This is a genomic window from Methylobacter svalbardensis, from assembly GCF_037671525.1.
GTDB lineage: Bacteria > Pseudomonadota > Gammaproteobacteria > Methylococcales > Methylomonadaceae > Methylobacter_A > Methylobacter_A svalbardensis.
In genome coordinates, this window is record NZ_JAWPOH010000002.1 from 20,370 (window position 1) to 45,411 (window position 25,042).

24 protein-coding genes and 1 pseudogene are annotated in these 25,042 nt (G+C 49.4%); 12 read left to right on the forward strand and 13 right to left on the reverse strand.

The window, feature by feature from the left end; all coding sequences use genetic code 11:
- The first annotated feature begins 86 nt into the window (after window positions 1-86).
- The 5 genes and pseudogenes from ruvX to argB all read left to right on the forward strand — a co-directional run bounded on the left by ruvX (window position 87) and on the right by argB (window position 4,560).
- Window positions 87-551 (forward strand): Holliday junction resolvase RuvX, encoded by a 465-nt coding sequence (gene ruvX / locus RW114_RS00975; protein ID WP_340120853.1) that lies wholly within the window; start codon window positions 87-89, stop codon window positions 549-551.
- Window positions 552-1,058, forward strand: coding sequence for a bifunctional pyr operon transcriptional regulator/uracil phosphoribosyltransferase PyrR (gene pyrR, locus RW114_RS00980; RefSeq protein WP_340120854.1), 507 nt, complete (start codon window positions 552-554; stop codon window positions 1,056-1,058).
- Between the two features lie 3 nt (window positions 1,059-1,061).
- A pseudogene (locus RW114_RS00985) lies at window positions 1,062-2,015 on the forward strand (aspartate carbamoyltransferase catalytic subunit); the annotation flags it as partial.
- A 107-nt stretch (window positions 2,016-2,122) separates the two neighbouring features.
- Window positions 2,123-3,397 carry a dihydroorotase gene (locus tag RW114_RS00990; RefSeq protein WP_422614773.1) on the forward strand — a complete coding sequence of 425 codons (1,275 nt, stop codon included), beginning with the start codon at window positions 2,123-2,125 and terminating at the stop codon, window positions 3,395-3,397.
- A 263-nt stretch (window positions 3,398-3,660) separates the two neighbouring features.
- Entirely contained in the window at window positions 3,661-4,560 is a 900-nt protein-coding gene (gene argB / locus RW114_RS00995; protein ID WP_340120856.1) for an acetylglutamate kinase, read from the forward strand.
- Between the two features lie 170 nt (window positions 4,561-4,730).
- On the opposite strand, the gene RW114_RS01000 is transcribed toward argB, so the two are convergent.
- From RW114_RS01000 to proC, 4 genes are all read right to left on the reverse strand, one after another.
- A complete protein-coding gene (locus tag RW114_RS01000; RefSeq protein ID WP_340120857.1) occupies window positions 4,731-4,949 on the reverse strand; it encodes a hypothetical protein in 219 nt (72 codons plus the stop codon).
- A gap of 203 nt (window positions 4,950-5,152) precedes the next feature.
- The gene (locus tag RW114_RS01005; protein WP_340120858.1) at window positions 5,153-6,151 is read right to left on the reverse strand and encodes a DUF4124 domain-containing protein; all 999 of its coding nucleotides are present in this window, start codon (window positions 6,149-6,151) and stop codon (window positions 5,153-5,155) included.
- Window positions 6,152-6,418: 267 nt separating this feature from the next.
- A complete protein-coding gene (locus RW114_RS01010) occupies window positions 6,419-6,994 on the reverse strand; it encodes a YggT family protein (RefSeq protein ID WP_340120859.1) in 576 nt (191 codons plus the stop codon).
- Window positions 6,994-7,821, reverse strand: coding sequence for a pyrroline-5-carboxylate reductase (gene proC / locus RW114_RS01015; RefSeq protein ID WP_340120860.1), 828 nt, complete (start codon window positions 7,819-7,821; stop codon window positions 6,994-6,996). Before proC ends, RW114_RS01010 begins: the two co-directional genes overlap by 1 nt.
- A gap of 124 nt (window positions 7,822-7,945) precedes the next feature.
- Here proC and RW114_RS01020 point away from each other — a divergent pair, with 124 nt between their 5' ends.
- Both RW114_RS01020 and RW114_RS01025 read left to right on the forward strand, forming a co-directional pair.
- Complete coding sequence (locus tag RW114_RS01020) at window positions 7,946-8,938, forward strand: SPL family radical SAM protein (RefSeq protein ID WP_340120861.1); 993 nt, start codon at window positions 7,946-7,948, stop codon at window positions 8,936-8,938.
- A complete protein-coding gene (locus tag RW114_RS01025; protein ID WP_340120862.1) occupies window positions 8,926-9,651 on the forward strand; it encodes an SDR family oxidoreductase in 726 nt (241 codons plus the stop codon). The genes RW114_RS01020 and RW114_RS01025 overlap by 13 nt, the downstream gene beginning before the upstream one ends.
- A 352-nt stretch (window positions 9,652-10,003) precedes the next feature.
- Here RW114_RS01025 and RW114_RS01030 read toward each other — a convergent pair whose 3' ends face one another.
- Window positions 10,004-10,504, reverse strand: a complete 501-nt coding sequence (locus RW114_RS01030; protein WP_340120863.1) for an OmpH/Skp family outer membrane protein — start codon at window positions 10,502-10,504, stop codon at window positions 10,004-10,006.
- 199 nt (window positions 10,505-10,703) lie between these two features.
- The gene (locus tag RW114_RS01035; RefSeq protein ID WP_340120864.1) at window positions 10,704-11,051 is read right to left on the reverse strand and encodes a TraR/DksA family transcriptional regulator; all 348 of its coding nucleotides are present in this window, start codon (window positions 11,049-11,051) and stop codon (window positions 10,704-10,706) included.
- A gap of 397 nt (window positions 11,052-11,448) precedes the next feature.
- Between RW114_RS01035 and RW114_RS01045 the strand changes: the two genes are divergently transcribed.
- Complete coding sequence (locus RW114_RS01045; RefSeq protein WP_340120865.1) at window positions 11,449-12,180, forward strand: tRNA1(Val) (adenine(37)-N6)-methyltransferase; 732 nt, start codon at window positions 11,449-11,451, stop codon at window positions 12,178-12,180.
- A 202-nt stretch (window positions 12,181-12,382) separates the two neighbouring features.
- Here the strand turns inward: RW114_RS01045 and RW114_RS01050 are convergent, their stop codons facing one another.
- The 3 genes from RW114_RS01050 to RW114_RS01060 form a co-directional block, all read right to left on the reverse strand.
- Window positions 12,383-12,778, reverse strand: a complete 396-nt coding sequence (locus RW114_RS01050; RefSeq protein WP_340120866.1) for a glycine zipper family protein — start codon at window positions 12,776-12,778, stop codon at window positions 12,383-12,385.
- A gap of 94 nt (window positions 12,779-12,872) precedes the next feature.
- The gene (locus tag RW114_RS01055) at window positions 12,873-15,356 is read right to left on the reverse strand and encodes an ABC transporter permease (RefSeq protein WP_340120867.1); all 2,484 of its coding nucleotides are present in this window, start codon (window positions 15,354-15,356) and stop codon (window positions 12,873-12,875) included.
- A 176-nt stretch (window positions 15,357-15,532) separates the two neighbouring features.
- Window positions 15,533-16,288 carry an ABC transporter ATP-binding protein gene (locus RW114_RS01060; RefSeq protein WP_340120868.1) on the reverse strand — a complete coding sequence of 252 codons (756 nt, stop codon included), beginning with the start codon at window positions 16,286-16,288 and terminating at the stop codon, window positions 15,533-15,535.
- Window position 16,289: 1 nt separating this feature from the next.
- On the opposite strand from RW114_RS01060, the gene RW114_RS01065 reads away from it, so the two are divergent.
- Window positions 16,290-16,892: an arylesterase gene (locus tag RW114_RS01065; RefSeq protein ID WP_340120869.1), complete on the forward strand. Its 603-nt coding sequence runs from the start codon at window positions 16,290-16,292 to the stop codon at window positions 16,890-16,892.
- 29 nt (window positions 16,893-16,921) lie between these two features.
- Window positions 16,922-17,350 carry a GlcG/HbpS family heme-binding protein gene (locus RW114_RS01070; protein ID WP_340120870.1) on the forward strand — a complete coding sequence of 143 codons (429 nt, stop codon included), beginning with the start codon at window positions 16,922-16,924 and terminating at the stop codon, window positions 17,348-17,350.
- Between the two features lie 54 nt (window positions 17,351-17,404).
- On the opposite strand, the gene RW114_RS01075 is transcribed toward RW114_RS01070, so the two are convergent.
- Both RW114_RS01075 and RW114_RS01080 read right to left on the reverse strand, forming a co-directional pair.
- Window positions 17,405-18,139, reverse strand: coding sequence for a hypothetical protein (locus tag RW114_RS01075; RefSeq protein ID WP_340120871.1), 735 nt, complete (start codon window positions 18,137-18,139; stop codon window positions 17,405-17,407).
- 176 nt (window positions 18,140-18,315) lie between these two features.
- The gene (locus RW114_RS01080; protein ID WP_340120872.1) at window positions 18,316-18,546 is read right to left on the reverse strand and encodes a hypothetical protein; all 231 of its coding nucleotides are present in this window, start codon (window positions 18,544-18,546) and stop codon (window positions 18,316-18,318) included.
- 284 nt (window positions 18,547-18,830) lie between these two features.
- Here RW114_RS01080 and RW114_RS01085 point away from each other — a divergent pair, with 284 nt between their 5' ends.
- Window positions 18,831-19,742, forward strand: coding sequence for an SPFH domain-containing protein (locus RW114_RS01085; RefSeq protein WP_340120873.1), 912 nt, complete (start codon window positions 18,831-18,833; stop codon window positions 19,740-19,742).
- A gap of 1 nt (window position 19,743) precedes the next feature.
- Entirely contained in the window at window positions 19,744-20,187 is a 444-nt protein-coding gene (locus RW114_RS01090) for an NfeD family protein (RefSeq protein WP_340120874.1), read from the forward strand.
- Between the two features lie 92 nt (window positions 20,188-20,279).
- Here the strand turns inward: RW114_RS01090 and RW114_RS01095 are convergent, their stop codons facing one another.
- Together RW114_RS01095 and RW114_RS01100 are read right to left on the reverse strand one after the other, a co-directional pair.
- Complete coding sequence (locus RW114_RS01095) at window positions 20,280-24,428, reverse strand: hypothetical protein (RefSeq protein WP_340120875.1); 4,149 nt, start codon at window positions 24,426-24,428, stop codon at window positions 20,280-20,282.
- A gap of 106 nt (window positions 24,429-24,534) precedes the next feature.
- On the reverse strand, window positions 24,535-25,041 hold the full coding sequence (locus RW114_RS01100; RefSeq protein WP_340120876.1) for a cysteine--tRNA ligase: 507 nt from the start codon (window positions 25,039-25,041) through the stop codon (window positions 24,535-24,537).
- Between the last annotated feature and the right edge of the window lies 1 nt (window position 25,042).

Here is a 25,042-nt window from a genome sequence, read left to right on the forward strand (position 1 = left end):
CCTAATCTTTCTTTGAATACCAACCAGACACCGCACCTGCTCCCGGCAGGTTTGCGGCATATACCCCATCCCTGACGATATAAACTATGCAAGACCCCTTACTAGCCAAAGCCAAAGCCAACACCGATACCTATTTGGGTTTCGATTTCGGTACTAAAAAGATAGGTACAGCCGTCGGTCAAACGACCACAGTTAGCGCAAGTCCACTACAAACCATACGCTCGATCAATCAAAACCCTAACTGGGAAATCATCGGCAAGCTGATACAGGAATGGCGTCCAGCCGGTTTAGTGGTCGGCATATCAAAGCAGGCCGACGGCTCCGACAACCCGGTGACGCCGCGTATGTTAAAATTTTGTCGGCAGCTGGAAGGGCGTTATCAACTGCCGGTTTTCCAGCAGGACGAAACCCTGTCGACCTATGAAGCCAAGCAACTGCTGTTTGATGAAGTCAGCGTCAGCGCCAGTAAACTCTGGGAAGTGCAAGATCAACTCGCCGCCCAGCTTATCTTGCAAACCTGGTTAAATGACCGGACAAGAAAGGACTATTAAGTGTTAGCAATACCCGAATTATTAAATCACCTTGAAGCCGAACTAAAACGCATTATCGATCAGAGGCAGCTGGTTAATCCGTTGATGATAGGCATACGTACCGGCGGCGTGTGGATTGCCGAACAAATGCACCGCCGTTTAGCTATCAGCGAACCTTTAGGTTTGCTGGACATTTCATTTTACCGGGACGATTTTTCGCAAATTGGCGTTAATCCCAATGTCAAACCCAGCCAGTTGCCGACTCATATTGAAGGTCGTGACCTTATCCTGATCGATGATGTTTTTTATACCGGCAGAACGATACGCGCCGCGATGAATGAAATTTTCGATTATGGCAGGCCGAACCAGATCGTGTTGGCTGTGCTGATAGAGCGCGACGGCAGACAAATCCCGCTCAACCCTGATTGCGTCGGCGCGAGGATCACCTTAAATGCCGATCAGCGGATCAAACTGACCGGACCTGAACCCTTGGCCGTTCATCTGGAAACCATTGAGGCGGCGGCATAAGCAATGACGGATAACCTGCAATTAAATGCGGAAGGCAAGCTTAAACACTTTCTGACCATCGAAGGCCTGAGCAGGAGCTTATTGACGGAAATTCTCGATACCGCCGAATCGTTCGCCGGCATGTCCGAGCATCAGGTTAAAAAAGTTCCGCTGTTGCGCGGCAAAACCATCGTCAACCTGTTTTTCGAAAACAGCACCCGCACCCGCACAACTTTCGAGCTGGCAGCCACGCGCCTGTCCGCCGATGTGATCAATATGAATATTGCCACCTCGGCTACTTCAAAAGGCGAAAGCCTGCTCGACACCATCCGCAACCTGGAAGCCATGTTTGTCGATATGTTTGTGGTGCGTCATGCGATCAGCGGCGCGGCGCATTTTATCGCCCAGCAGACCGCGCCGCATATCAGCGTGATCAATGCTGGCGACGGGCAACACGCGCACCCGACTCAGGCGATGCTGGACATGTTTACGATACGCCAGCTCAAACCGGATTTTTCCAGCCTCAGAGTCGCCATTATCGGCGATATACTGCATTCCAGGGTTGCGCGCTCGGAGATCCAGGCCTTAAATACCTTGGGGGCGGCCGAAATCAGGGTGATTGCGCCCAAAACCTTATTGCCGGCGCATGTGGAAAGCTTGGGCGTCAGTGTTTCGCATAATTTGACCCAAGGGCTTAAAGATATTGATGTGGTGATGATGTTGCGCTTGCAGAAAGAACGCATGAGTTCGGCGTTACTGCCCAGCGAAAGCGAATACTTCAAATGTTTCGGACTCACCGAAGAGAAACTTAAAATTGCCAAACCCGATGCGATCGTGATGCACCCAGGTCCTATCAACCGGGGCGTGGAAATTGATTCCAAAGTCGCAGACGGCCCGCAGTCGGTGATACTCAAACAAGTCAGCAACGGCATCGCGGTGCGCATGGCGATCATGGCGATGGCGATGCAAACCGCACCTGCTCCCGGCAGGTCTGGCGGCATACACACCATCCCTGGCGATCGCCACGCCGATTCCCTATCGGCTAGCGGCATACACACCATCCCTGGCGATAAGGGAGTAGCGTGATGAAAATTCGCATAGACCGCGGCAGAATCATCGATCCGGCCAACGACATCGGCCGCATCGGTTCCGTGTATATCAAAGGCGGCAAGATTGTGTCGGTGACTGACGAACCGGCCGGATTTAAACCGGATACGGTTATCAATGCCGAAAATCAAATTGTCTGCCCCGGCTTTATCGATTTAAGCACCCGTTTGCGGGATATGGGACACAGCCGCAAAGCGACCTTTAAAAGCGAAGTGCGTGCCGCCGCCGCCGCCGGAGTCACCACAATGTGCCTGCAGCCGGACACCGTACCGGTTATCGATACCACCGCCGTGGTCGAACTGATCAAGGAGCTGGCGGAAAAAGCCGCCTACCCTAAAGTTTACGCGGTCGGTGCCCTCACCCAGAAACTGGACGGCACCGAACTCAGCTCGATGCTATCGCTTAAACAGGCAGGCTGCATTGCTGTCGGTAATGCCAATCAACCTGTGAAAAACCTGTTGATCTTAAGACGAGCCATGGAATATGCGGCCAGTCATGATTTGTTGATGATGTTCCGGCCTAATGATTTTTGGTTGGGCAATAACGGTTGCGCGCATGAAGGCGCAGTCGCGACCCGCTACGGCTTGCCCAGCATTCCGGAGGCAGCCGAAACCATAGCCCTGGCGCAATGCCTGGAACTGGCCGAGCTGACCGGCTGCCGGGTGCATTTTGGCCAGTTAAGCTGCAAGCGTTCGGTGATTAAAATCCATCAAGCCAAAAAATATGGCTTAAAGGTCAGCGCCGATGTCGCGATTCATCAGCTGCATCTGACCGAAAACGACATGCAGCCTTTTGACAGCGCTTATCACGTGTTGCCGCCATTACGGACCGAAGAAGATAGGCAGTATTTGAGACAAGGCCTAGCCGGAGGCACGATTAACAGCATCTGTTCCGACCATCAGCCGCATGATCTGGACGCCAAGCTGGGCGCATTTCCGGAGACGGAACCAGGGATGTCGTCGCTGGAAACCCTGTTGCCGTTAATGCTCAAGCTGGTCACACGACACGCGATAACGCTGGAACAGGGCATCGCCTGCTTAAGCGCAAATCCGGCGCGGGTGCTGCGCTTAAACAGCGGTGCATTAACGCCGGGTTTCTCAGCCGATGTGTGTATTTTCGATCCAGAACTTGAGTGGCAGGTTAATACGGAAAACTGGAAAAGTCAGGGCGCCAACACGCCGTTTTGGGGGCAAACCCTGAAAGGCAGGGTAACCCATACCTTGCAGGCAGGCAAAATCATTCATCGCTTGTAGAATGAGAAGATATTCGTCCACGAAAAGCACGAAAGACACGAAAATATTACATAGTTTTCCCGACGGCTAACGTTACAGCTGTTAAGTAAGACTTGTTCCGTTCGCCCTAAGCTTGTCGAGGCCTGTCATGAGCTTGTCGAATGGGACTCACCACGAAGCCAGAGCGTGGGGACAATAACGATAATCCCTTTTAGACATTTTCGTGCTTTTCGTGTTTTTCGTGGAAAATACATAAAATCAATTAATAACGGAAATCCACAAACATGATGCAAAAAAGAACCGCTCACCAGATCGCCGATGTGCTGATTGAGGCTCTGCCCTATATCCAGCGCTTTAAAGGCAAAACCATCGTGGTCAAATTCGGCGGCAACGCGATGGTTGATGAAGAGCTCAAACACAGCTTCGCACGGGACATCGTGTTGATGAAACTGGTCGGCTTAAACCCGATTGTGGTTCACGGCGGCGGGCCGCAAATCGGTCAGTTGCTGGAAAAATTAGGTAAAACCACAGGCTTTGTCGACGGCATGCGCATCACCGACAGCGAAACCATGGACGTGGTTGAGATGGTGCTGGGCGGACTGGTCAACAAGGAGATCGTCAATTTAATCAATATGCACGGCGGCAAAGCAGTCGGATTGACCGGCAAAGACGGCAATTTTATTCGCGCCAAAAAACTGCATCTTAGCCCTCGCGAGGTATTGCCTGGAGTGCTGGCCCCGGAAATTATCGATCTCGGCCATGTCGGTGAAGTGAGCAGCATAGATCCGGCGGTACTCGATATGCTCGGCAGCAGTGATTTTATTCCGGTTATCGCCCCGATCGGGGTCGGCGATGACGGACATTCGTATAACATCAATGCCGATCTGGTTGCCGGAAAAATTGCCGAGCAATTAAAGGCCGAGAAACTGATTTTACTGACCAATATACCGGGCATCCTGGATAAACAGGGAACGCTGCTGACCGGCTTATCGATCAAAAAGACCGAGGAACTGATTGCCGACGGCACCATTTCCGGCGGCATGATCCCCAAAACCCGCTGCGCAACAGATGCGATAAAAGGCGGTGTGACCAGCGTGCATATTATTGACGGTCGCGTCGACCATGCGGTGCTGCTGGAGCTGTTTACCGATCAGGGGGTTGGGACTTTGTTGCTGAATGGGTGATTTTTTAAGAAGATTTATCACGAACGACTATATGGATGCAGTAGGATGTGCTGAACGCAGTGAAGCGCATCAATACCAACATTCATCACGCGAGCGATGCGCTTCGTACCTCAGCACATCCTACGGCCCTAATGCCAAAAATACGATATTGGTATCGACAATAACCGGTTTCATTGAATTTTTGCTAAAAAACGGCCTTGGTTTTCATGCCACCACTTTTCTTTTAATTCTTCATCAAGGGCCATAGCATCGTCTGTGGTCATTTGACTTTTCGAGAGCAATTCTTTAATGCGCAATATTTCGATAAGTCGCAATAGTTCCCGAGAATTTAAATATTCTTTAGAAAAGGTTAAATTTACAATATTTTCAGTGGCTTGATAGTTCAACATAATTGTTCCCATTGTGAATGATTATAGCCAAAAGAGTGGGCAATGCTTTTCTGCCCACCACGTGTTTCGGTGTCTTCCGAGGACATAAAGCAAAAGAATTGTCCGCTTCCACTGTCTATAAATCTTCGCGCTCTTCGTGTCTCGGCAACTGCTCCTGCATCCATGCAATCGTTCGTGGTGAATTATACGTGTGCTAACACCCGTTACTTACCCACCGCAGCTTCAATAAACGGCCTGAACGCCGACCTTATATCCCGCACTTTCTGGCTGGCGCAGAGTTCAGTGCCTAACGACGATTCCCGGCAGCGGATGTCGAGGAAAAGTTGCCGCTTTTTGTTTTCATCTTCTATTCTTGAGATCGCCAAGCTCAGATCGCTGTCAATTGTAGGTTCCCTGCCCAGAATCAATTTGTCGGTATCGGTGTCAATCGGTGTTGTGGCATGAACTTTGATGAATTCATGCGCGCTAGCCCAGGCCTTGACACAAAGTTCATCTGTCTCGCAGGTATATAAACCAATTTGATCGGAAACTTTATTTTCTGCAATCTTATCAGACTCTTTAGATGGGTCTTTATTATTATCCCGGGTTAAAAATGTAAAACGTTCGATGTCGACTTCAAATTCGGCTTTAACCTGATTCTTTTTTTCGATCTGTTTGTTTATTTCAGCATAAGCGACTTGTATCTGTGCTTCTGTTTGCTTGATGCCGCTCTGCAAATCTTTTGTCATTTTTTTGCCGTTACGCTCGAGTTCTGCGGCTTTCTTTTGCTGTATTCCCAGTTGATTTTCTACCCGTTTTAAATTGCCCTGAGCCACGTTCCGTTGGGCATCCAGAGACTGCATGGTTGCGTAAAGGCTCTCTTCCATGTCCTTCACATTACGAAAGGTGCTGAGCAGCACTTTGTCATTAGCTTGTTGCTGGGCGATGATTTTTTCCTGGGCTTTTTTCAGGTCGGTTAGCCGATTATCCATCGCCTGCTGTTCCTTGGTTTTTGCCTGTTCGATAACACCAATAGACTGGCCTTTTTTGTTTAGCGATTCTCGCCGATATTGAGACTGTTCCGGCGGAACCTTGTCGGAGAAAATGGTTTCGCCATTTTCGTTTACCCACTTGTACATTTTTTTGGCAAGTGCCGACTGGCTACCACATAAAAAAAGGAAACAAACCAGAAAAATACTGACTGAAAAAGTGCGTGTTTGCATGGCTGATGTGTGGTTTTTTCCAAGAAAAATAAATTATAGGGTAAAGATACTGGAAGAGCAGGCGAAAGGCAAAAGGTGCAAGACAAAAAACCTTGGCTTCATCATGGCCGTTTTTTAGTCTTTAAAGCGCAATCGTAACAAGGAAAGATCGAATTGCAGCGCATCAGACAGGTATGGGAGCTTTTTTGGCAAACTCATGGCGATGCGTTTTCTTGGGTTGAACATGGAGTTTCAGCGTCAAAACGCCATGTTCCCAATGGTACCCGTTCAGCCGATCAGATTGGCTAATTGATGCAGCGGCGGCAGCACGACCATTTTTGCCAGTTGCAATAGCATTAACGCGGCTAAAGGCGACAAGTCTATGCCGCCCAGATCGGGAATGAATTTGCGGCAAAGATCAAGCACAGGCTCGGTCAGACTGTGCAAGATAGACGATGCGGCATTAAACGAGCCGGGATTGATCCAGCTGAGGATGGCTCTGGCAAATACCGCATAGATGAAGATATTGATCAGCAACGAAACCAGCTGGGTCAACGATAAAATCGTCAACGCGCCGATACTGATAGCGACGCCTTTCAGCAGCAAGATGGAAAAATCGGCCAGCATTTGCAGGCTGAGTACCAGAACCAGCGAGGACGTATCTATTTTTCCGATAGACGGCACAAAGCGGCGCAGCAGTTTTAACGGCGGGTGCGTCACTTTAACCAGAAACTGGGAGATAGGGTTATAAAAATCGGCGCCGCACCATTGCAATAAGAAACGCAGCAGCACCGCCAGAATGTACAGCGAAAACAGCGAGTCGATAATAAAAATAGTCGGGTCGGTCACGTAACTTGAACCCATTAGAAGCTCTCCATTTGTTTAGACATTTCAATAGAGCGGTCTCGTGCCGCGTGTAAGGCTTTTGACACCAGCTCGGTAAAACCGCCTTGCTCAAAAGTTTCTATAGCCCGCTGTGTCGTCCCGCCGGGAGAGGTGACGCGCTTGCGTAACTTTTCCGGCGATTCGGCCGATTCCAGCGCTATTTTGGCCGCGCCCAATGCCGTCTGTTGTACCAGTAAACGCGCGGTTTCTTGGGTCAAACCCAATTCCAATGCCGCTTTTTCCATGGCTTCCATCAGCAGAAAATAATAGGCGGGGCCGCTGCCGGAAACGGCGGTCACCGCGTCCAACTCGGCTTCATCGTCGACCCACAACGCAATGCCGACCGAACGTAAGATGTTTTCCGCCAGATCGCGTTGTTCAGCCGTCACTTTGTCGTTGGCATGCAAGGCGGTAGCGCCGGTCAATACCAGTGCCGGGGTGTTGGGCATGCAACGCACTATCGCGGTATCAGCGCCTAACCAGCGGCTTAAACTGTTCTGGTTTATACCGGCGGCGATAGACACCACCAGCGATTTTTTTTGCTGAATCAGCGCAGCAGCGCTTTGCGCCACGGCGCTCAGTGTCTGCGGTTTAACCGCCAGAACCACGACATCAACCGCATTGATGATATCGTCATTGTTTACCGAGGTATTAATGTGTAGTTGTTTGCCCAGGTCAGTCAGCGTGTCCGGGTTAATATCCGACACCCAAATCTGCTCCGGTGTATGGCCGCTGGCAATCAATCCGCTAATCAGACTGGATGCCATATTACCGCCACCGATAAATCCTATTTTATGTATTTTCATGCTGGTTAATGTGTTAGTTGAGTTGAAAGTATTTTACCCTATATGAGGTCGGCATAATAAATCACAAGGCTTTTGATCTGGCAAGCTGTGCTACATTAGCCGTACCAAACGATAAACAGAACTTATGATTGAAACCATTTATATAGAACAAGCTATCTTGCAGCACCCACGTGTTCTCGATATTGTGGCGCGATTTCCCCAAGCCAGAAAAATAACCTGTGGCCGTTACGGCGAAGTGTTTAACCCCAAAGCGCAAAACTTTCGCCTGCAAAAGCAACAGCCCGCCTTGATATTGGCGGAAAAATATAAAAACTTTGCGCTGCCTGCGCCTTCGGGTTACGGCATCGGGGCGACAAGAAATTATTATTTCTCGCACATGCTCAACTGCCTGTACGATTGCCGTTACTGTTTTTTGCAGGGCATGTATCAGTCGGCCAATTACCTGCTGTTTGTCAATTACGAGGATTTCCAACAAGACATCCGCCAACTCTGTGCCGAATCACCGGACGAAAACCTGCATTTTTTTTCCGGCTACGATTGCGACAGTCTGGCTTTGGAGCCGGTCACCCGGTTTGCCGAACAGTTTTTGCCGTTTTTTGCGACGCTACCCAATGCCTGGCTGGAACTAAGAACCAAAAGCACCCAGGTCAGAAGCCTGTTAAACCGCGAACCCTTGCCACGATGTATCGTGGCGTTCAGTCTGTCCCCGGATGAAATAGCCGCAAAAGTCGAGGACAAAGCGCCATCGGTACAGCGGCGTCTGGATGCATTGGTCAAATTGCAGCAACAGGGCTGGCAAATCGGACTGCGCTTCGACCCGTTGCTTTATCAATCCGGCTACCAACAGCAGTACCGGCAGCTATTCGAGCAAGTTTTTTCCCGTATCGATGTAAACCTGCTGCATTCGGTCAGTCTTGGCGTGTTCAGACTGCCGGAGAACTTCTTTAAAAAAGTGCATAAACTTTATCCCGAAGCCAAGCTTTTTGCAGGTCCCTTGGTGAGTCAGCAAGGGATGGTTTCGTATAAACAAGAACTGGAGCAGGAGATGATGCACTACTGCAGCGAACAACTCTTAACTTACATACCAACCGACAAATTTTTTCCATGCACACTATAAAACGCACCATTCTGGTGACCGGGGCCAGTTCCGGCATAGGCCGAGCCATCGCCAGGAATTTATTGCAACAGGGGCATCGGGTGCTCGGCGTGTCCCGCGATAGCGCCAAGTTTATCCGGCAGATGGATAACTTCACTCCCGTGCAACTGGATTTAAGCCGGTTAAACGCCATACCGCAAACAATCCGCGAACTGGAACAAGCCTTTCCCGAAATCGATACGGTGGTTTTTTGTGCAGGACGGGGACAGTTCGGCTCGATAGAGGAGTTTTCATACGCCCAGATTGAAGACCTGATGATGCTGAACTTTACCAGTCAGGCCTTTTTGGTTAAGGCCTTACTGCCTGCTTTAAAACGTAAAGATCACAGCGATTTGATTTTTATCGGCTCGGAAGCCGCCTTAAAAGGCAGCCGCAAAGGGACGATGTATTGCGCCAGCAAGTTTGCGCTACGCGGCTTTACCCAGGCCTTGCGCGAAGAATGCGGCAAAAGCAAGGTGCGGGTTTGTCTGATTAATCCCGGCATGGTCAAAACGGCATTTTTTGAACAACTGTCTTTTGAACCGGGCGACGAGGATAGCCATTTTATAGCGCCTGAAGATGTCGCCGAGGCGGTATCCTATGTGCTTAATTCGCGAGCACAGATAGTCGTTGATGAAATCAATCTGAGTCCTTTGAACAAGGTTGTGAAGTTTAAAAAACCCTCATTGCAATAAGCGCCAATAGACTCGCCTATAACCCCGATTAGTCGGCAACGACTTCTGAAATCAAGTCATAAGCTCCATCAAGCATCGTGTACTCCCTTAAACCGATCAACGGAGGATTAAAAACAGATGCCAGTTTCCGATATTTGTAGCGCTTTCAGGACATACAAATTCACAAGACAAATCTGGGCCGGGTTGCCGGAAATACCGCAACTTAATCTACGCAGCTCTGTTTGACGATAAAGAGGAAAATGGGGGGAAATCAAAAACACATGATGACATCCGTATCGTAAAGGCAACCAGTCGGTCGCCTTTACGATAGAACTTGTTGAGCCGACAGTCGTAAAGACTGCCGGTAGATCAATTAATTTGGCAGGGCAGCTAATTTTTGTTGAACTTGAGCCGTAACATCAATTTGATCGCTGGCATAAATAACGCCATCGGTAAGTAACAAATCATAGCTTTGATCTTTGGCTATGCCGCGAATAACTTCAACAATACGATTTTGCAATTTACCCAATTCTTCATTACGACGAACATTAAAATCTTCGCTAAATTCTTGTTGGGCTCTTTTTGCATCCCTTTTCTTGTTGAGAATATCTCTTTCCATATTTGTTCGCGCTGACGCACCCATTACGGCCGAATCTTTGGCCATTCTATCATCCATGCTTTGAATTTCTTTTTGCTGGGCAACTAACTGTTTATCGCGCGGTGAAAATTCTTGTTCCAAACGTTTTTTAGCTTTTTCAGCTTGGGGGGCTTTTTCAAGAACGGCAGGTATATTGACAAAACCAATCTTTAAATCAGCAAAGCTCACATTAGTAATGAGCAACAATCCTAAAAATAAAGCAATTTTCATTTTCATTGTTAAACAGGTCTCTGGTTATAGTGGAATAGGGGAAATAATAAAAAACTTGGACGTTTTGACGAATTATAAGTGGGAGAAGCTATTTAACCAAAAAGATTTGAAAAAATGACATTGGAACCTTAGTTTTTATCCTGAAAAATATAACAGCGACCGGCCCGGGCCGGTCGCTGTTATATTTTTCAGGTATTCAAGAAAGTCAGCTTTTATTCCCCAGCAACCCACTTTGGCTGCTGGCACATTTCATACACAGACTGGAATAAGGTATGGCTTTTAATCGCTCCTTACTGATCGGTTGAGCGCAAACCTGGCACAATCCGTACTGGCCCTTATCTATTCTGGCGATAGCCTGCTTGACCAGTTCTATTTCCGTTCTGGCGGCATTGCCCAAGCCATCCAAAACTTCATCATTTTCCGCTTGAGTCGCCTGCTCTTCAAAGTCTTTATCTAATGGCTCTTTAATATCATGCGTAATTTTAGCCAGTCTATCATCAAGATCTTCCAGCATGTCGATTAGACTATGGCGTACTGCTTCATATTCTTTCATAACAGCGTCCTCTTTTTGTCCGGCCTTAGTGGCGTTTGAATCTTGCTTTATAATAAAGCCGATTTTCATTTAATAACCTATAGCATCCTATCACTCACGATGCAAAATGCAATTCATCGGCTATTAGATTCAGCCAATCAGGTCATACTCGGCAAACCTGATCAGGTTCGACTTCCACTTTGTTGTCTGCTGGCCTTAAGGCCATCTGCTGACAGAAGATATTTTCTGTGTCGGTAAAACCACACTGGCGCAAACTCGGAAGCACATTGGAGGCTCTGCCCTCCCTCTATAAAACACCGGAATGTGCTAAAGTTAGCGCATCGAAAGCGTTATTCTTCTGAACAACGCAAACCATGCCAGTATGCAATATAGTCCCAATATTAACCTCAACCAAACCATGTCGACCTTCCACTTTCAGCAGTTTTCAGTGTTACAAAAACGCTCCGGCATGAAAATATGCACCGATGCCGTTTTATTCGGCGCTATGGCTCCGGTCAAACAGGGCGACCGAGTGCTGGACATCGGCGCAGGAACCGGCGTGCTTACACTAATGGCCGCCCAGCTGGGCGCGGCAAAAGTGACTGCCGTAGAGTTGACACAAGAAGCTTATCAAGAAGCCGATATTAACTTCAACAACAGCCCGTGGGCCGAACGACTTGAGCTTGTGCATCAGGATATTCAAGGCTTTGCGTTAACCGCCAACCGGCAATACGACCTCGTCATCAGCAATCCGCCATTTTTCAAAAATCATCTCAAGGCCGCCGATACCCTTAGAAATACCGCCCGGCATACCGACCAACTGCCCTTTGCCGATTTGATCAGCGTTGCAGGAAGTTTATTAGTCCCGCAGGGTTTGTTTTACCTGTTGCTTCCCGCCCATGCGGCAGCAAAGTTTTCCGCTCAGGCATTAGCGTCGGGGTTTTATTTGCTCAATCAAACCGATTTTCGAGGCTATGCGCATAACGAAGCCAAAGTATCCGCGCTGACATTCAGTCGCACCGCGGCTGGGCTGCAAGCAAGGTTGTTGACGATCTATGAAGCCCACAACGTTTATAGTTCAAACAGTGCGGCTTATTTAGCGGATTTTTTATTGAGGTTTGCTAGAGACCAACTTAAGCGACCAAGCTAAAGGACGAATCAAAACAGCAAGTAGCCTGAATGGAGCTTGCGAAATCCAGGGCTTTGTGGCGCCGATCGCCGGTATTCCGCTACGCTACATGCGGGCTACGAGATTTTCATACACGTTGATAGTGCGGCTCTGCCACCCTTTATACAACCTAAGCAAACACGTCCCTGTGTTGCAGTGTTGCAGATTTTGAATGTTAATCAAATTATCTGACAACGTTGTGTCCGCGGCCGCTCATGCAGTTGTTATAAGCATTCTTGAATTTATCTTCCGAACTAAGACCCTTGGCTGCACCGCCACCAAAACCACCCGCCGCAGCGCCTATGGCTGCGCCCGTGCCCGGATTTCCAGTGAACGCGCCAACAATTGCACCTCCAGCCGCTCCAATTAAACCGCCGACTCCCGCACCGATAGCGGTTTCTTTTGCAGTGCCACCGGAAGCATGACTAGCAAGCTCTTTACATTCAGCCATATCCTGATTAATACGATAGGCATTACGATCATTAGAGGAATCGACTGTGGGCGTCCATCCTCCGTAGCTGTAGCAACCTGAAATTAATGTGCTGCCTATCAAAACGATGCTGGTTGTTAATTTTTTCATATCAATTTTTCCTTTAGTAGTGAGATTTGCTGCAATGGTAGTTCAATATTTATGAATAAAAAATGAACAGAAACCACTTCTGAATTTAACATTATTATAGTTCTCTTAAGACTTGTAGTGGAGATTTATTAACCACCTCTTTCACCCCCCAACATCCGGCCAGACCAACAAATAAAGCGCCGATTAATGGAATAAGTCCCCACAAGTAAACATTGACACTGTAATCCAAATGCATGACCTGTGTATATAAGGCATAGAGGATGGCTTCTGCAATGATTACCGCTAACAGGCCGGAAATCAGTCCGAGCAGGCCAAACTCGATGATGTGCGTTTTTCTTAAAAAGGAGCGATTAGCACCCAGCGTTCTCATTAAGGCACCTTCATAAATCCGGTTATCCAACGTGGAATAAACGGCGGCGAACAATACCGTAAATCCCGCCATTAACGCGAAGTAAAGCAGGTAGCTTATGGCTTGGGTCAGTTGGGTCAGAATGGTTCTAAATTGCTGCAAAATTAAATCGACTTCCAGAATGGTGGTGCTGGGATATGTTTTTACCAGCGTGTTCAAGAAGTTTTTTTGCGCCTCAGGCAAATAAAAACTGGTGATAAAAGTGCTGGGATAGGCATCCAGAGTGCCGGGTGAGAAGATCATATAAAAGTTCGGTTTCATCGTATCCCAACGAAGCTCGCGGATGCTGGATACCGTCGCTTTAATCCGCTCACTGCCGACGGTAAAGGTCAAATGATCGCCCAGCTTGATATTCAGGCTTTTGGCCAGCTTTTGTTCTATGGAAACCAACCCGCTTTGGTCATCCTGCCACCAGTTCCCGGAGATGATTTTATTATCTTCAGGCAAGTTTTGAGTCCAGGTAAGACTTAATTCGCGATGCGTGGCGCTTTCGCCCTGCGTATCCTTACTGACCACTTGTTGCACCGGCGTGTTGTTGATTTCTACCAGACGGCCTCTGACCACAGGATAAAACCGGCTGCCGTTGATGTGTTGCTGTTGCAGTTCTTGTTGAAAAGCGGATTGTTGGTCGGGAAAAATATTCAGCGCGAAATGATTGGGCGCATTATCGGGTAACTGTTTTTGCCAGTTATCGATTAAGTCGCTGCGCACGGTAAAACTGAGCACCATAGCCACCAGCGTAATGCTGAAAGCCAGTATTTGGCTGACGCTGGCGCGACTGTTTCTTAACAAGCCTTGCAGGCCGAAACGCCAGGTCAGGCTCATGTGCGGCAGCAGTTTACGGCTTACCCTCAGCAGGCCGTAAACCGGCAAGCCGAGCAGCAGCATGGCGCCCAAGCCGACACCGAGAATAGTGGCCGTCATTTTAAGATCATCGGTATAGCGCCAGATTAATACGCCGATAATGCCGATTGCCAAGCCGTAGATCAGCCATGCGCTGCTGGGTAAAGGTTCCAGTTCGCGGCGCAACACCCGTAACGGCGAGACTTTTTTAAGGCGCAATAACGGCGGCAGCGCAAAACCCAACAAAATTGCCATGCCGATGATGAATCCGAATGAAATCGCCAATAAACCTGGATTGGCGACTTGCTGAGGCAATAGCGATCTTAATAAATGAAACAGCGCTTCCTGCGCAAACCAGCCCAACAGGCAACCGATGCCGCTGGCTAATAAACCCAAAACGACAAACTGACTGCCATAAAGCCAGAGTATTTCGCGCTGTTTACAGCCGAGACAACGCAATATGGCGGTAGCATTAAAGTGCCGTTCGGTATAGCGGCGCGTCGCCATCGCAATCGCCACGCCGGAAATCAGAATGACGATAATGCTGGATAAGCCCAGATACCGTTCCGCACGTTCCAGCGCCGAACCCAGCTCCGGGCGGTCATCATGTATATCCATGATGCGCTGGGAAGGATTCAATTGCGGTTTGATCCAGCGATTGAATTGGGTTAACGCTTTGCTGTCGCCGCTGAATTGAAAGAAATAACGTACACGACTGCCCGGCTGCACTATGCCGGTCGCTGGCAAATCGTCTGCATTCATCATCACGCGCGGGGAGAAGCTGTAAAAATCGCCGCGTTTGTCGGGTTCGTAAGTGATGATGTGGCTGACGGTGAGATGTTTTTCCCCGACCTGTAAGGCATCGCCCAAGTTGAGTTTAAGCGCCGACAAAATGCGTTTTTCAACCCAGGCAGTTCCAGGTTTCGGACCGATGTGCTCGACGGTTTCGGTCAGATAATCCGCTACCGTGGTTTTTAAAAAACCGCGCAAAGGGTAAGCCGCACTGACCGATTTAATACCCGCCAGCAATAGTTCGTCATGCTCAATCAACACGCTGGAAAATTCAACCGTTTGCGCCTGTTCCAGATTGAGTTGCGTTGCCTTGGCCAGCCATTCGACTGGAATCTCGGTCGGGCTTGCAATTACCAAATCCGCCGCCAAAAACTCTGCGGCCTGAGTCGTCATGGTGCGCTGCAGGCGATCTGCAAACAGCGATATGGCCGCTGAACTGGTGACCGCAATAATCAAAGCCAGTAACAGTATGGTTAATTCGCCGGAACGGCTGTCGCGCCATAACAGCCGCAATGCCAAATTAAAACGTGTCATAAGTTTGCCCATAAAAATTAGTTACTAGTGTTAATCAATGTCCACGAAAAGCACGAAAGACACGAAAAAAATTAACACCATCTGGATTTGCTAATCAACTTCAGTTGCTATCCGAAAGCAGCCATCGAGCGGGTTACTCCATATAACGTTTTCGTGCTTTTCGTGTTTTTCGTGGACTATGCTTTTTCATTGGACGTAAGTGTCACTATGCGTCCTGCATCCAGTTTAATAATGCGTTGGCAACGTGCAGCCAAAGTCTGATCATGCGTCACCAGAATTAACGTGGTGTTGTTTTCTTGATTAAGCTCGAACAACAAATCAATAATATAAGCACCGGTTTTGCTGTCAAGGTTGCCGGTCGGCTCATCGGCAAATAAAATCGCGGGCCTGGTCACAAAGGCTCTGGCCAATGCGACACGCTGTTGCTCGCCACCGGAAAGTTTCTGTGGTATATGCGATAAACGATGCGACAAGCCGACTCTATCCAATAATGCAGTAGCCGAGGCTTTGGCGTTTTTATCACCGCTTAATTCCAAAGGCAGCATCACGTTTTCCAGTGCGGTCAGTCCTTGCAACAATTGAAAAGACTGGAATACAAAGCCTATCAGCTGATTGCGCATCGCCGCTCTACCGTCTTCGTTCATCTCGGTTAATAATTTTCCGTTCAAACTGATAGATCCGGAAGTTGGCGTGTCTAATCCGGCCAGCAGGCTGATTAAGGTGGATTTGCCTGAACCCGACTCGCCGACGATCGCAATACTCTCACCGGATTTGATTATCAAATCTATGGATGACAAGATATGCAATATTCCATCGGAGGTAATAACCGATTTACTGAGCTTTTCCGTTACTATATCGCCAGGGACGGCGTGTATGCCGCAATCCTGCCGGGAGCAGGTGCTGTTAATGTTATTTAATGATTGAGTTTGCATAATGACCCGTTTTTTATTTGCCGTGATTGTTTCATTAATGTCGATGACCGCTACGGCCAAATCCATTGTTGTATTAGGTGATAGTATCAGTGCCGGTTACGGAATTGAAGTGGCACAAGGCTGGGTGGCATTATTACAGAAAAAATTGGCCGAAAAAGCTGCAGGCTATACTATCCATAATGAAAGCATTAGCGGCGATACGACGGCCGGCGGCTTAGCGCGGATAGACCGGATCTTGACCCTGCATAAGCCGGATATCGTCATCATTGAACTGGGTGCCAATGACGGCTTGCGCGGTTTGCCGCCGAAATTGATAAAAAGCAATCTTGCCGAAATTGCCCATCGCGTACAGCTTGTCGGTGCAAAGGTGTTGTTGCTGAGCATGAGAATTCCGCCCAATTACGGTAAACGCTATACCGATCTTTTTTACACTATTTACCCGCAGTTAGCCACAGAACTGGGCGTTCCGTATGTGCCTTTTGTCATGGAGGATGTTGCATTGACTAAGGACATGATGCAAGCGGACGGACTGCATCCCAATGCCCAAGGGCAGCCTGCTATTGCAGATAAAGTATGGCCGCAGCTGCTGCCGCTATTAAAATAACAACGACTTCAACAGGAAGAGAACGATAGATGAAATCACTAACACTTGAAAAAGCCAATATCATTATCAATGCCGCAACCAACAAGGCCCGTAAATTAAACATGGCGCCGCTTACCGTGGTGGTTCTGGATGAAGCCGGGCATTTAAAAGCCATGCAGCGGGAAGACGGCGCGACCATGATCAGACAGCAAATTGCCACCGCAAAAGCCTGGGGTGCGGTCAGCATGGGCATATCATCGCGAAGTCTGGCCAGCGTCGCGGAAAAACGGCCCGATTTCATGAACGCCTTGATCGGCATAACGGGTGGAAACTTAATGCCGGTTCCGGGCGGTGTTTTGATTCGTGATACCAAAAACAATGTCATCGGCGCTGTGGGTATTAGCGGCGACAGTTCCGATCAGGACGAACGTTGCGCCATTGCAGGTATCGAGGCAGTGGGCTTTATTGCCGGAGTTTGAGGGATTGGCATGTGCGCAGCTGATTTTGGTGGACGTCTCTGAACGTCTAAAAAACTATACCCGGTAACAAAAAAGTTTTGTGCGGTGTCGATCTTCGATCTGTACTATCGATTCCGGCTTCCAGCCCGGAATCGGGAAGGATGAAGAGATGAATAAGCTTCCGGGGCGCATTTCAGCTCCGACCTTTTCACCAAGCTCCGCCATGACCGCCGGGGAAAGAAACGCAAACACCACATCATAACCAGAAAGATTGCATCCCCATAAACTGGCGCGTTTTACGTTCGTATTCGGCAGTTTGCGGCAGCGACTAGCGGTAATCAGCCACGGTAGCGGCGCGCGTTCCCACGCATCGACCCTAACGGCTCGACGTTGCGCCAGCGGCACTGCCACCGAGCCGACTCCGGCGCCGAGGTCAGCAAACGCATGGGCGTTTTCCTGTTCGATAATGGTCGCTACCGCATCAGCTACCGCGCTAGAGGATAGGAACAACGGTACATCGCCCTTAACCGTACCCCAGAACACCAGCGCCAGCAGCAGCATAATCGACAGATACAACCAGGAAGACAGCTGCAAGGTGAACATCGCGATTACCATGGGCAGAAACAGCAAATGGATGAGAACCCACCAGTACCGCTGGCACAAAACGGTTGACCACAACGCAGCCGCAGCGCCTTGTATCAGTGCCAAACGCCATGCGCCGTGAAACAACGCAGGCGACATCCAGGCCAACGTTATGGTAACCGTCAAACCCAAGGCCTGTGCGGCAAGCGCTTTACATAAAATTACCAAGCCATCGTTCCTGAAATTTTTATCACGGTAAGAGGCCCGGGATATCTCCAGCTGAGTGGATCACCGTCATTAACTTAAGCCGAAAATAGTTACGGTTGAATACCGTGGGCGCGAATAAATTCGCGCCCACGATAGATTAAATCCTTAACTTAATGGCAGTGAGTTGGGTGGATGCGTTAAATTTTTGGAGATTCTGGTTTGCTCACAGGTGCCGGCATAGGTACAGGAGCGGAAGCCGGATCGAAGCTTTCAGCAGCAGCGGGTTTAGGAGCCTGTTCCAGTTTGGCTTGCCGATTGCCTTCACCATAAAGCGTAGCGGAAACCATAAACAGGACGGTCGATATAATCAGAATCTTAAATCTGTCCGGTTTTTTCAAAAAGAATAAAGGCCATTTGGGCTTAATCATTCCGACAATAAAAAAAACCAGGGCCCAGATCCCAATGTGAAAAGCGGCGTTTATCAGCATTATAATTACTCGTTGACTTACATTTAGACAGATTTATATTATTATTAGTTATGCGGTTGTTTGCAATACGCCGCGACGTTATTTTAACGGTTTTACTTTAATTGTTAGCATTGCTTTTTTTCAGTCGGCTAATAAAACAAGATTTATAAACCGTTTATTGACACATTCCGCGTCGAAAAAACTCGCCTCTATAGAGTTTTTTCATACAAAAATCAGGAGGTTCTATGGGTGGTTTTGTTTTAGCATTGTTAATTTTCGCTGTCTTGATGGTGTTTATGAGTATCAAGTCGGTTCCCCAGGGCATGGAATACACGGTCGAGCGTTTTGGCAAATACACCAATACACTGACGCCCGGCTTGAACATTATCGTGCCGATTATCGATCGTATCGGCAACAAGATGATAATGATGGAGCAGGTGATGGATGTGCCGTCACAGGAAGTTATTACCAAAGATAACGCGATGGTCACCGTAGATGGCGTGGTTTTTTACCAGGTAATGGATGCTGCCAAAGCCGCTTATGAAGTCCGCCAACTGGATTGGGCCATTCTGAATTTGGTGATGACCAATATTCGTACGGTCATGGGCTCGATGGATCTGGATGAATTACTGTCCCGCCGGGATGACATCAATGCAAAGCTGCTGTCCGTTGTCGATGACGCCACTACGCCGTGGGGCATCAAAGTCACCCGAATCGAAATCAAAGACATTGCACCGCCTAAAGATTTGGTCGAAGCCATGGGCAGACAAATGAAAGCCGAGCGTTTAAAACGCGCATCGATTCTGGAAGCCGAAGGTTTAAGACAGTCCGAAATTTTACGCGCAGAAGGCGCGCAACAGGCCGCCATTCTGGAAGCGGAAGGCCGCAAAGAAGCCTCTTACCGTGATGCCGATGCCCGTGAACGTCTGGCTCAGGCCGAAGCCAGGGCGACGTTAATGGTGTCGGAAGCCATCGGTAAAGGCGATGTCCAGGCCATCAATTATTTTGTCGCGCAAAAATACATTGAAGCGCTGAAAGATATTGGCGCATCTAGCAACAGCAAACTGGTGTTTATGCCGCTGGATTCATCCAGCGTGATTGGCGCCCTTGGCGGCATTGGCGAGCTAGCTAAAGAAGCCTTGAGCAAAAAAAGCTAAGATGGCTGAGCTGGAGATTGTTTTTTGGAATTGGTGGGTATTAGCCCTCATTCTGTTGGTAATAGAGCTGCTGGTTCCCGGCTTCTTCTTCCTGTGGATGGCGGCTTCAGGCTTTGTAACCGGATGCCTGCTGTTACTGATACCCTCAATGAGTGTCGAATTGCAGGTATTGATTTTTTCCGTACTGTCAGTGGTTGCTATCACCTTATGGAAATTTTATGGCAAAAAGCACCCGGTGGCGACAGATCACCCTTTGTTAAATAAGCGCGGGCAGCAATACATCGGCAGAGTTTTTAGCCTATACAAGCCGATAGAAAATGGCGAAGGCAAAATAAAAGTCGACGATTCCATCTGGAAAGTTCACGGGGAAGATTGCGATATTAACGCCAAGGTAAAAGTCGTCGCGGTTCGCGGTACCGTGTTTGATGTGGAACGAGCCGAGTAACGTCGAATAGCACTATTTTACGAGCCCTTCGCTTTCCAGAAATTAAAATATAGGAGCGGGCTTTTAGCCCGCTCCTATATTGGCGATAATGTTTAATGCTCATCATCGGCTAAGCACTTATCTTCCGGCTCAACAGTTGCCACTTCCTTCTTAGCTACGCTTTTATGCCAAAGCCCGTTATTTGAAAAACACGCCCAGCCCCATTTCAGCCAGTTGAGCAATGACACCGCCAACCATAGCGACCAGGCCAGCATCAATAACCGGTACACCATCAGCGGAACCGAGATCAGCGTCGCTATGGGCAACGTCGCCAGGCTTCTATCCTGATACCAGTTCAGGTTGAACGCCGAGGACTGGTTGCCGATGATCTGCATATCGGGCGACCCCAACAAACCCTGCTCGACCGCCAAAAACAACAGGCTCAGCGAGACCAAGGTTAAGCCGCCGATAATAATTTGCACCGCATTAAAATAACGCAAGTCCGAAGCCTGCTGGGTCTTGCGCCAGCCTAACAGCATTAACCACGCAATCACCAGACCTGCCGACAGCAGCGGAATCTGGCTAAGCCCTACCAACAACAAAAACCAGTGCCGGTTTCTTAAAGGCGTCAGCGGGATTTTGCCCAAACCTAGCGACACCATAAAAATAACCATCAGCACGCCCCAGAATAAAACCGCAGGCCCCAGTTTCGGCCCCAGCGTAAATAACACCCAGCGATCCTGACCCAGGCCGATATGCAGGTTGGCGTTGACGCTCACCGTTCCCAAGTCGACCTGCGGCGTCCTCATGATGCCGCTTATGCCGGTCGCTTCCCGCCAGCTGATTGAGACTTGCTGCTTGCCGGGATTAATCGGCAGGGTGAGCTTGCTGCCATCCTGCCTGATCGGCTGCATCTGTCCATTAATAGCGACGCTTTGTAACACCGCATTTTCCGGCAGGATCAGCGTGTGCTGCGAGCCTTGCGAGCTTCTTAAGTTAAGGTTTAATTCGGCTTCCTGAGTGCGCTGTCCCGGCTTGATGCTTAAGCGGCTGTTGTCGATGGTCAGGGTTTGGCCTTCTACCGCCTCCGGCCTGGTTACTTGCAGGGTGATTTTCTCTCCGGGCCAGGGATGCCATTCAGGCAGCCATTGCCCGCCGTTATTCAGGTGGATCATCGCGATGCCGGAAGTTTCAATATGCCAGATGGGACTTATATCCGCTTGCAACACTTCTATCCATTGCTCGGTTTGAGTGGCGACAACATCGATTTGTTCCGATTTTTCCAGCGTCGATTCCCATTGCAGCTCGGTTTGCTGGGCAGGGATATTGACCTCGACTTTGCCGTCTTTAACGCGGATGCCTGCACTGGTAACCGACTCGCCCGGCAACAAGGGCACGGCCAATACCACAGCGGAATCGACCGGCGAAACGCGGATGATCCGGGTGACAACGCGCCAGTCCAAACCCAGTTGCAGGATGCGCTCAATCTTGACAAACGGCGGCAACGCGCCCGGCTCCAGTTCGGCTGCTCTTTGCTGTTGCTCGGTCCGGTTTATGCGGCTAAATTGCAGTTGATCGTCAACCTCGCCGTTTTCCTGCAGGCCGATGACTTGCCAACCGGTATTCTGAATGCTGACCCAGTTCGGTTTTAACGGTAACGGCAGCGTGAACTTGCTTAATGAGGGCACCGCTCCGCTCAGCACCACCTGATGCTCGCCTTCGCCCAGATTAATCCACAGGCCGTTGCTATCGCGATACAGCCCCGGCGCTGTTTTGCCGTCAACAAAGACCTGATTAGGGAACCATTGCTCATATTCGGCCGGTAACGGAACCGCTACGGATTGCTGGGCGTGAATCTGCAGGGCAATCGCCAGTTCCTTATCGGTAATGGTTATTTTCATCTGCTGAATTTGCGCGCAACCCGGCAAGCAGTCCGGCGGCACCGGTTTTTCCAGCAGTCGGCTTCTCAGTTCGTCCAGTAAGGCTTTATCCGGAAGTTCGGCGTAAACTTTGGCTGACGGCATCGACAGCAACGGCAACGGCAACAGCAAAAACCACAGCAGCAAAGGCGTCGCTGATTTAGCGGTTGTAAACCTGAACTTTTCGGCAACCCCGAACATCAGCAAGGCCAATGCCGCGACTAGAATCACGCGGGCGAAATTGAGCAGCAGGGTCAGCGTCGGCGTTAAATACCATAAGTGCAGCTGTTGCCCCGCATCGACCGAACCGTTCCATGACAACATTACCTTGTTCCATTGCCATTGCGGCAAGCCGGGGCCGGTCTGTACTTTGGCTTTAGGGTCGATGCGGTCGAAATCGACCGCCTTGTCTGCATAACCATAAGACGATGAGGCGTCGGACGGCATCGATTTTCTTAACACCTTTTCTTTCATCTCGCTGATCGCTTCCGAGACGGGGGCCGGTGCGGTCATTTCGACCGCTGTTCCAACGATGCCGCGATCTTGGAAGATGGGCATAGGGACCGCTTGAGCGGGTTTTTCCAGTTGCGGATACAGTCCGGTACGTATCTGCTGCACCATAAAAGGCAAGGCGATCACGATTAACGCCAGCCAGAAAGCATAGCGATACCAGTTGATAAATTTTAAGAACCTGCCTTGCGGTAATACCCTAATCAATGCGGTTGCGGCCAGAATATTCAGCCAGACGAACCGGGGCGAGTCCGGCTCATGCCAGATCAATACCAGCGTGATCAAGGCGAGAAAGCCCCAATAGGGATTCCACAGCCTGCCGGTCGCCAGCGCGGCGATTAACACCAGGAACAAGTCCAGCAAGGTCCAGCGGGAAATCCAGCTGTCGGGCGCATTATCGACGCCGCCGGCCGCCAGCAAACACCAGCCCGGCGGCAGGTTCAGTTCGGCGCTGACCGTGTGAAAATCCTGTTCCCAGCCCACGGCGCTGGTTGAACCGACAGTACCGGTAACACGGCTATCGGCATCCAGCGTTATCGTGCCGCTCCTGACTTCCACGCCTTGCTTGCCGGATTTATCCTGAGTAACAAGCTGGTTGCCGCCGTTTAATGTGACTCTTCCCAACTGCGTTTGCGGCAGAGTGTTCAGCCGCCAGCCGCGGGTCATGCTGCCGGTAATCGTGTCATTGACGGTATAACCTTCGCCGTCGAAATCCAGCCACAGCTTTCTGGATAGATTGAGTTGATTGGGTTCTGGCTCCGGATCGCCCCGGCGTAGGGTTTTAAAGCCCATAGCCTGTCCCCGGTTGATTTTATAGGCCGGGAGGTTTTTCCAATCGTCCGGTAAATTGGTCAGGCTGGGATCTATGGCGCTGAGTCGTTCGATTTCAACCACGCGCAGTTGCGGACGGGCTTCAAATGACCAGATTTCCGACTCCGGCCAATGGATGCCTTGCTCAGTAGCAACGACCGGCGGTTCGGTAGGGGCGACCGGCTGGTCGCCCCTAAGTAGGAGCACCTTGAGTTCTTTACTGTTTCTGGCCAGTATGTCGATCTGCCAGCGGCCGGGACGCAGTTGAACCAATAACTGTCCGTCGGGTTCCAATCGGGCGGGCAACGGACTTTGCAAACTCAGCGGGATAAAACCGTCCAGCATGGGCCTGGGCAATTTGACTTCGCGCTGCTCGCCGGAGACTTCCAGCATCAGCCGGGTTAAAACCTGCACGGGCACTTCATCGGTGATTTTTCGAAATAGCTGTATATCCAGATTGTTCTGGATATTTTCCGGCTTCTTTAAACCTGTCTCGCTTTCCTTTAGCCACAGCTGTCCGTTTCTTATGGTCGGTGTCGGTATGATCACGCCATTAATACGCAGCTCAATCAGCCCGGTATCGCCGGGTACTTTTAAGTTATCCGGCATAGCGGCCCAGAAGAACTCGCCATTAATTTGATGCTGCGAGCCCGCAGCCAGTTTAATCGAAGGGTCACCGTTTTTATCCATGACCAGCGCGGTTTTGTTATCAACCGTCACATTCAGCGGCCAGTGTGCTTTATCGCCCGGCAAGCTGATCCAGCTGTCCTGATACACCATCCAGCTCATCGAAAACACGCCTTTTTCGGCCGTTAAATTCAGTTGGGTTTGAGTCGGCCAGCTACAGCGTTTTTGCTCATAACTGTTGTAGATAAAAGGGCAGACGGGTTCAGGGCTGTCCTGCAACACCCAGGCTATCCAGGGTTTGAGAGGTTCCGGCACCTGTTCCGGGGTTAACGGCTTTGCCTGAGTGACTGATGCAAACAATACTGCGCTTAGAAATAGCCAGACGATACGACTCATGATGCACTCCTGATTTGTTAACCACGAAAGACACGAATTTTTCTATGTTTTAAGATGAAGAGCCCTTATTAGGGATTTTTTACAATTATTTATGTGGAGCTACTCGTTAACTCACATTCCACTCAAGGTCTCTCATCGATCTCATATCAACAACCAGTGGGTGTGCATCAACAGGTTTTAGCAGTTGACGAATTTTTTGTTGCACATCCACAGGATTGATGGCGCGTGGACGGAGTTTTGAATGCTTCGTTGGTTGCTCAAGATGCAAGACTACTCTCAACTTACGTGAAGCCGATACTGCACGGGCTAATTGCTTTTCATCAGGGTCAGTTGCATGAATTTTTGCCGGAATGATTGCCGCCAATGTATCAAAAACCTTGTGTGCTACTTCTATTCCCAACTCGGATGGTTTTGTGCGTGGATGGAGGCGATAATCTTTAACTTCGATTAACCAAGCGGTTTTATTCAAGTCAACTGCCAGCAAATCCAACGACTTGATGCCGTTTTTTATTGTTATAAATTGATTTCGATAAAATGACCAGTCATCGTATTTGCTGACCAGCCAATCATCGGGAAAATCAAAATTTAATCCATCCACGTTAAAACGTTGCATG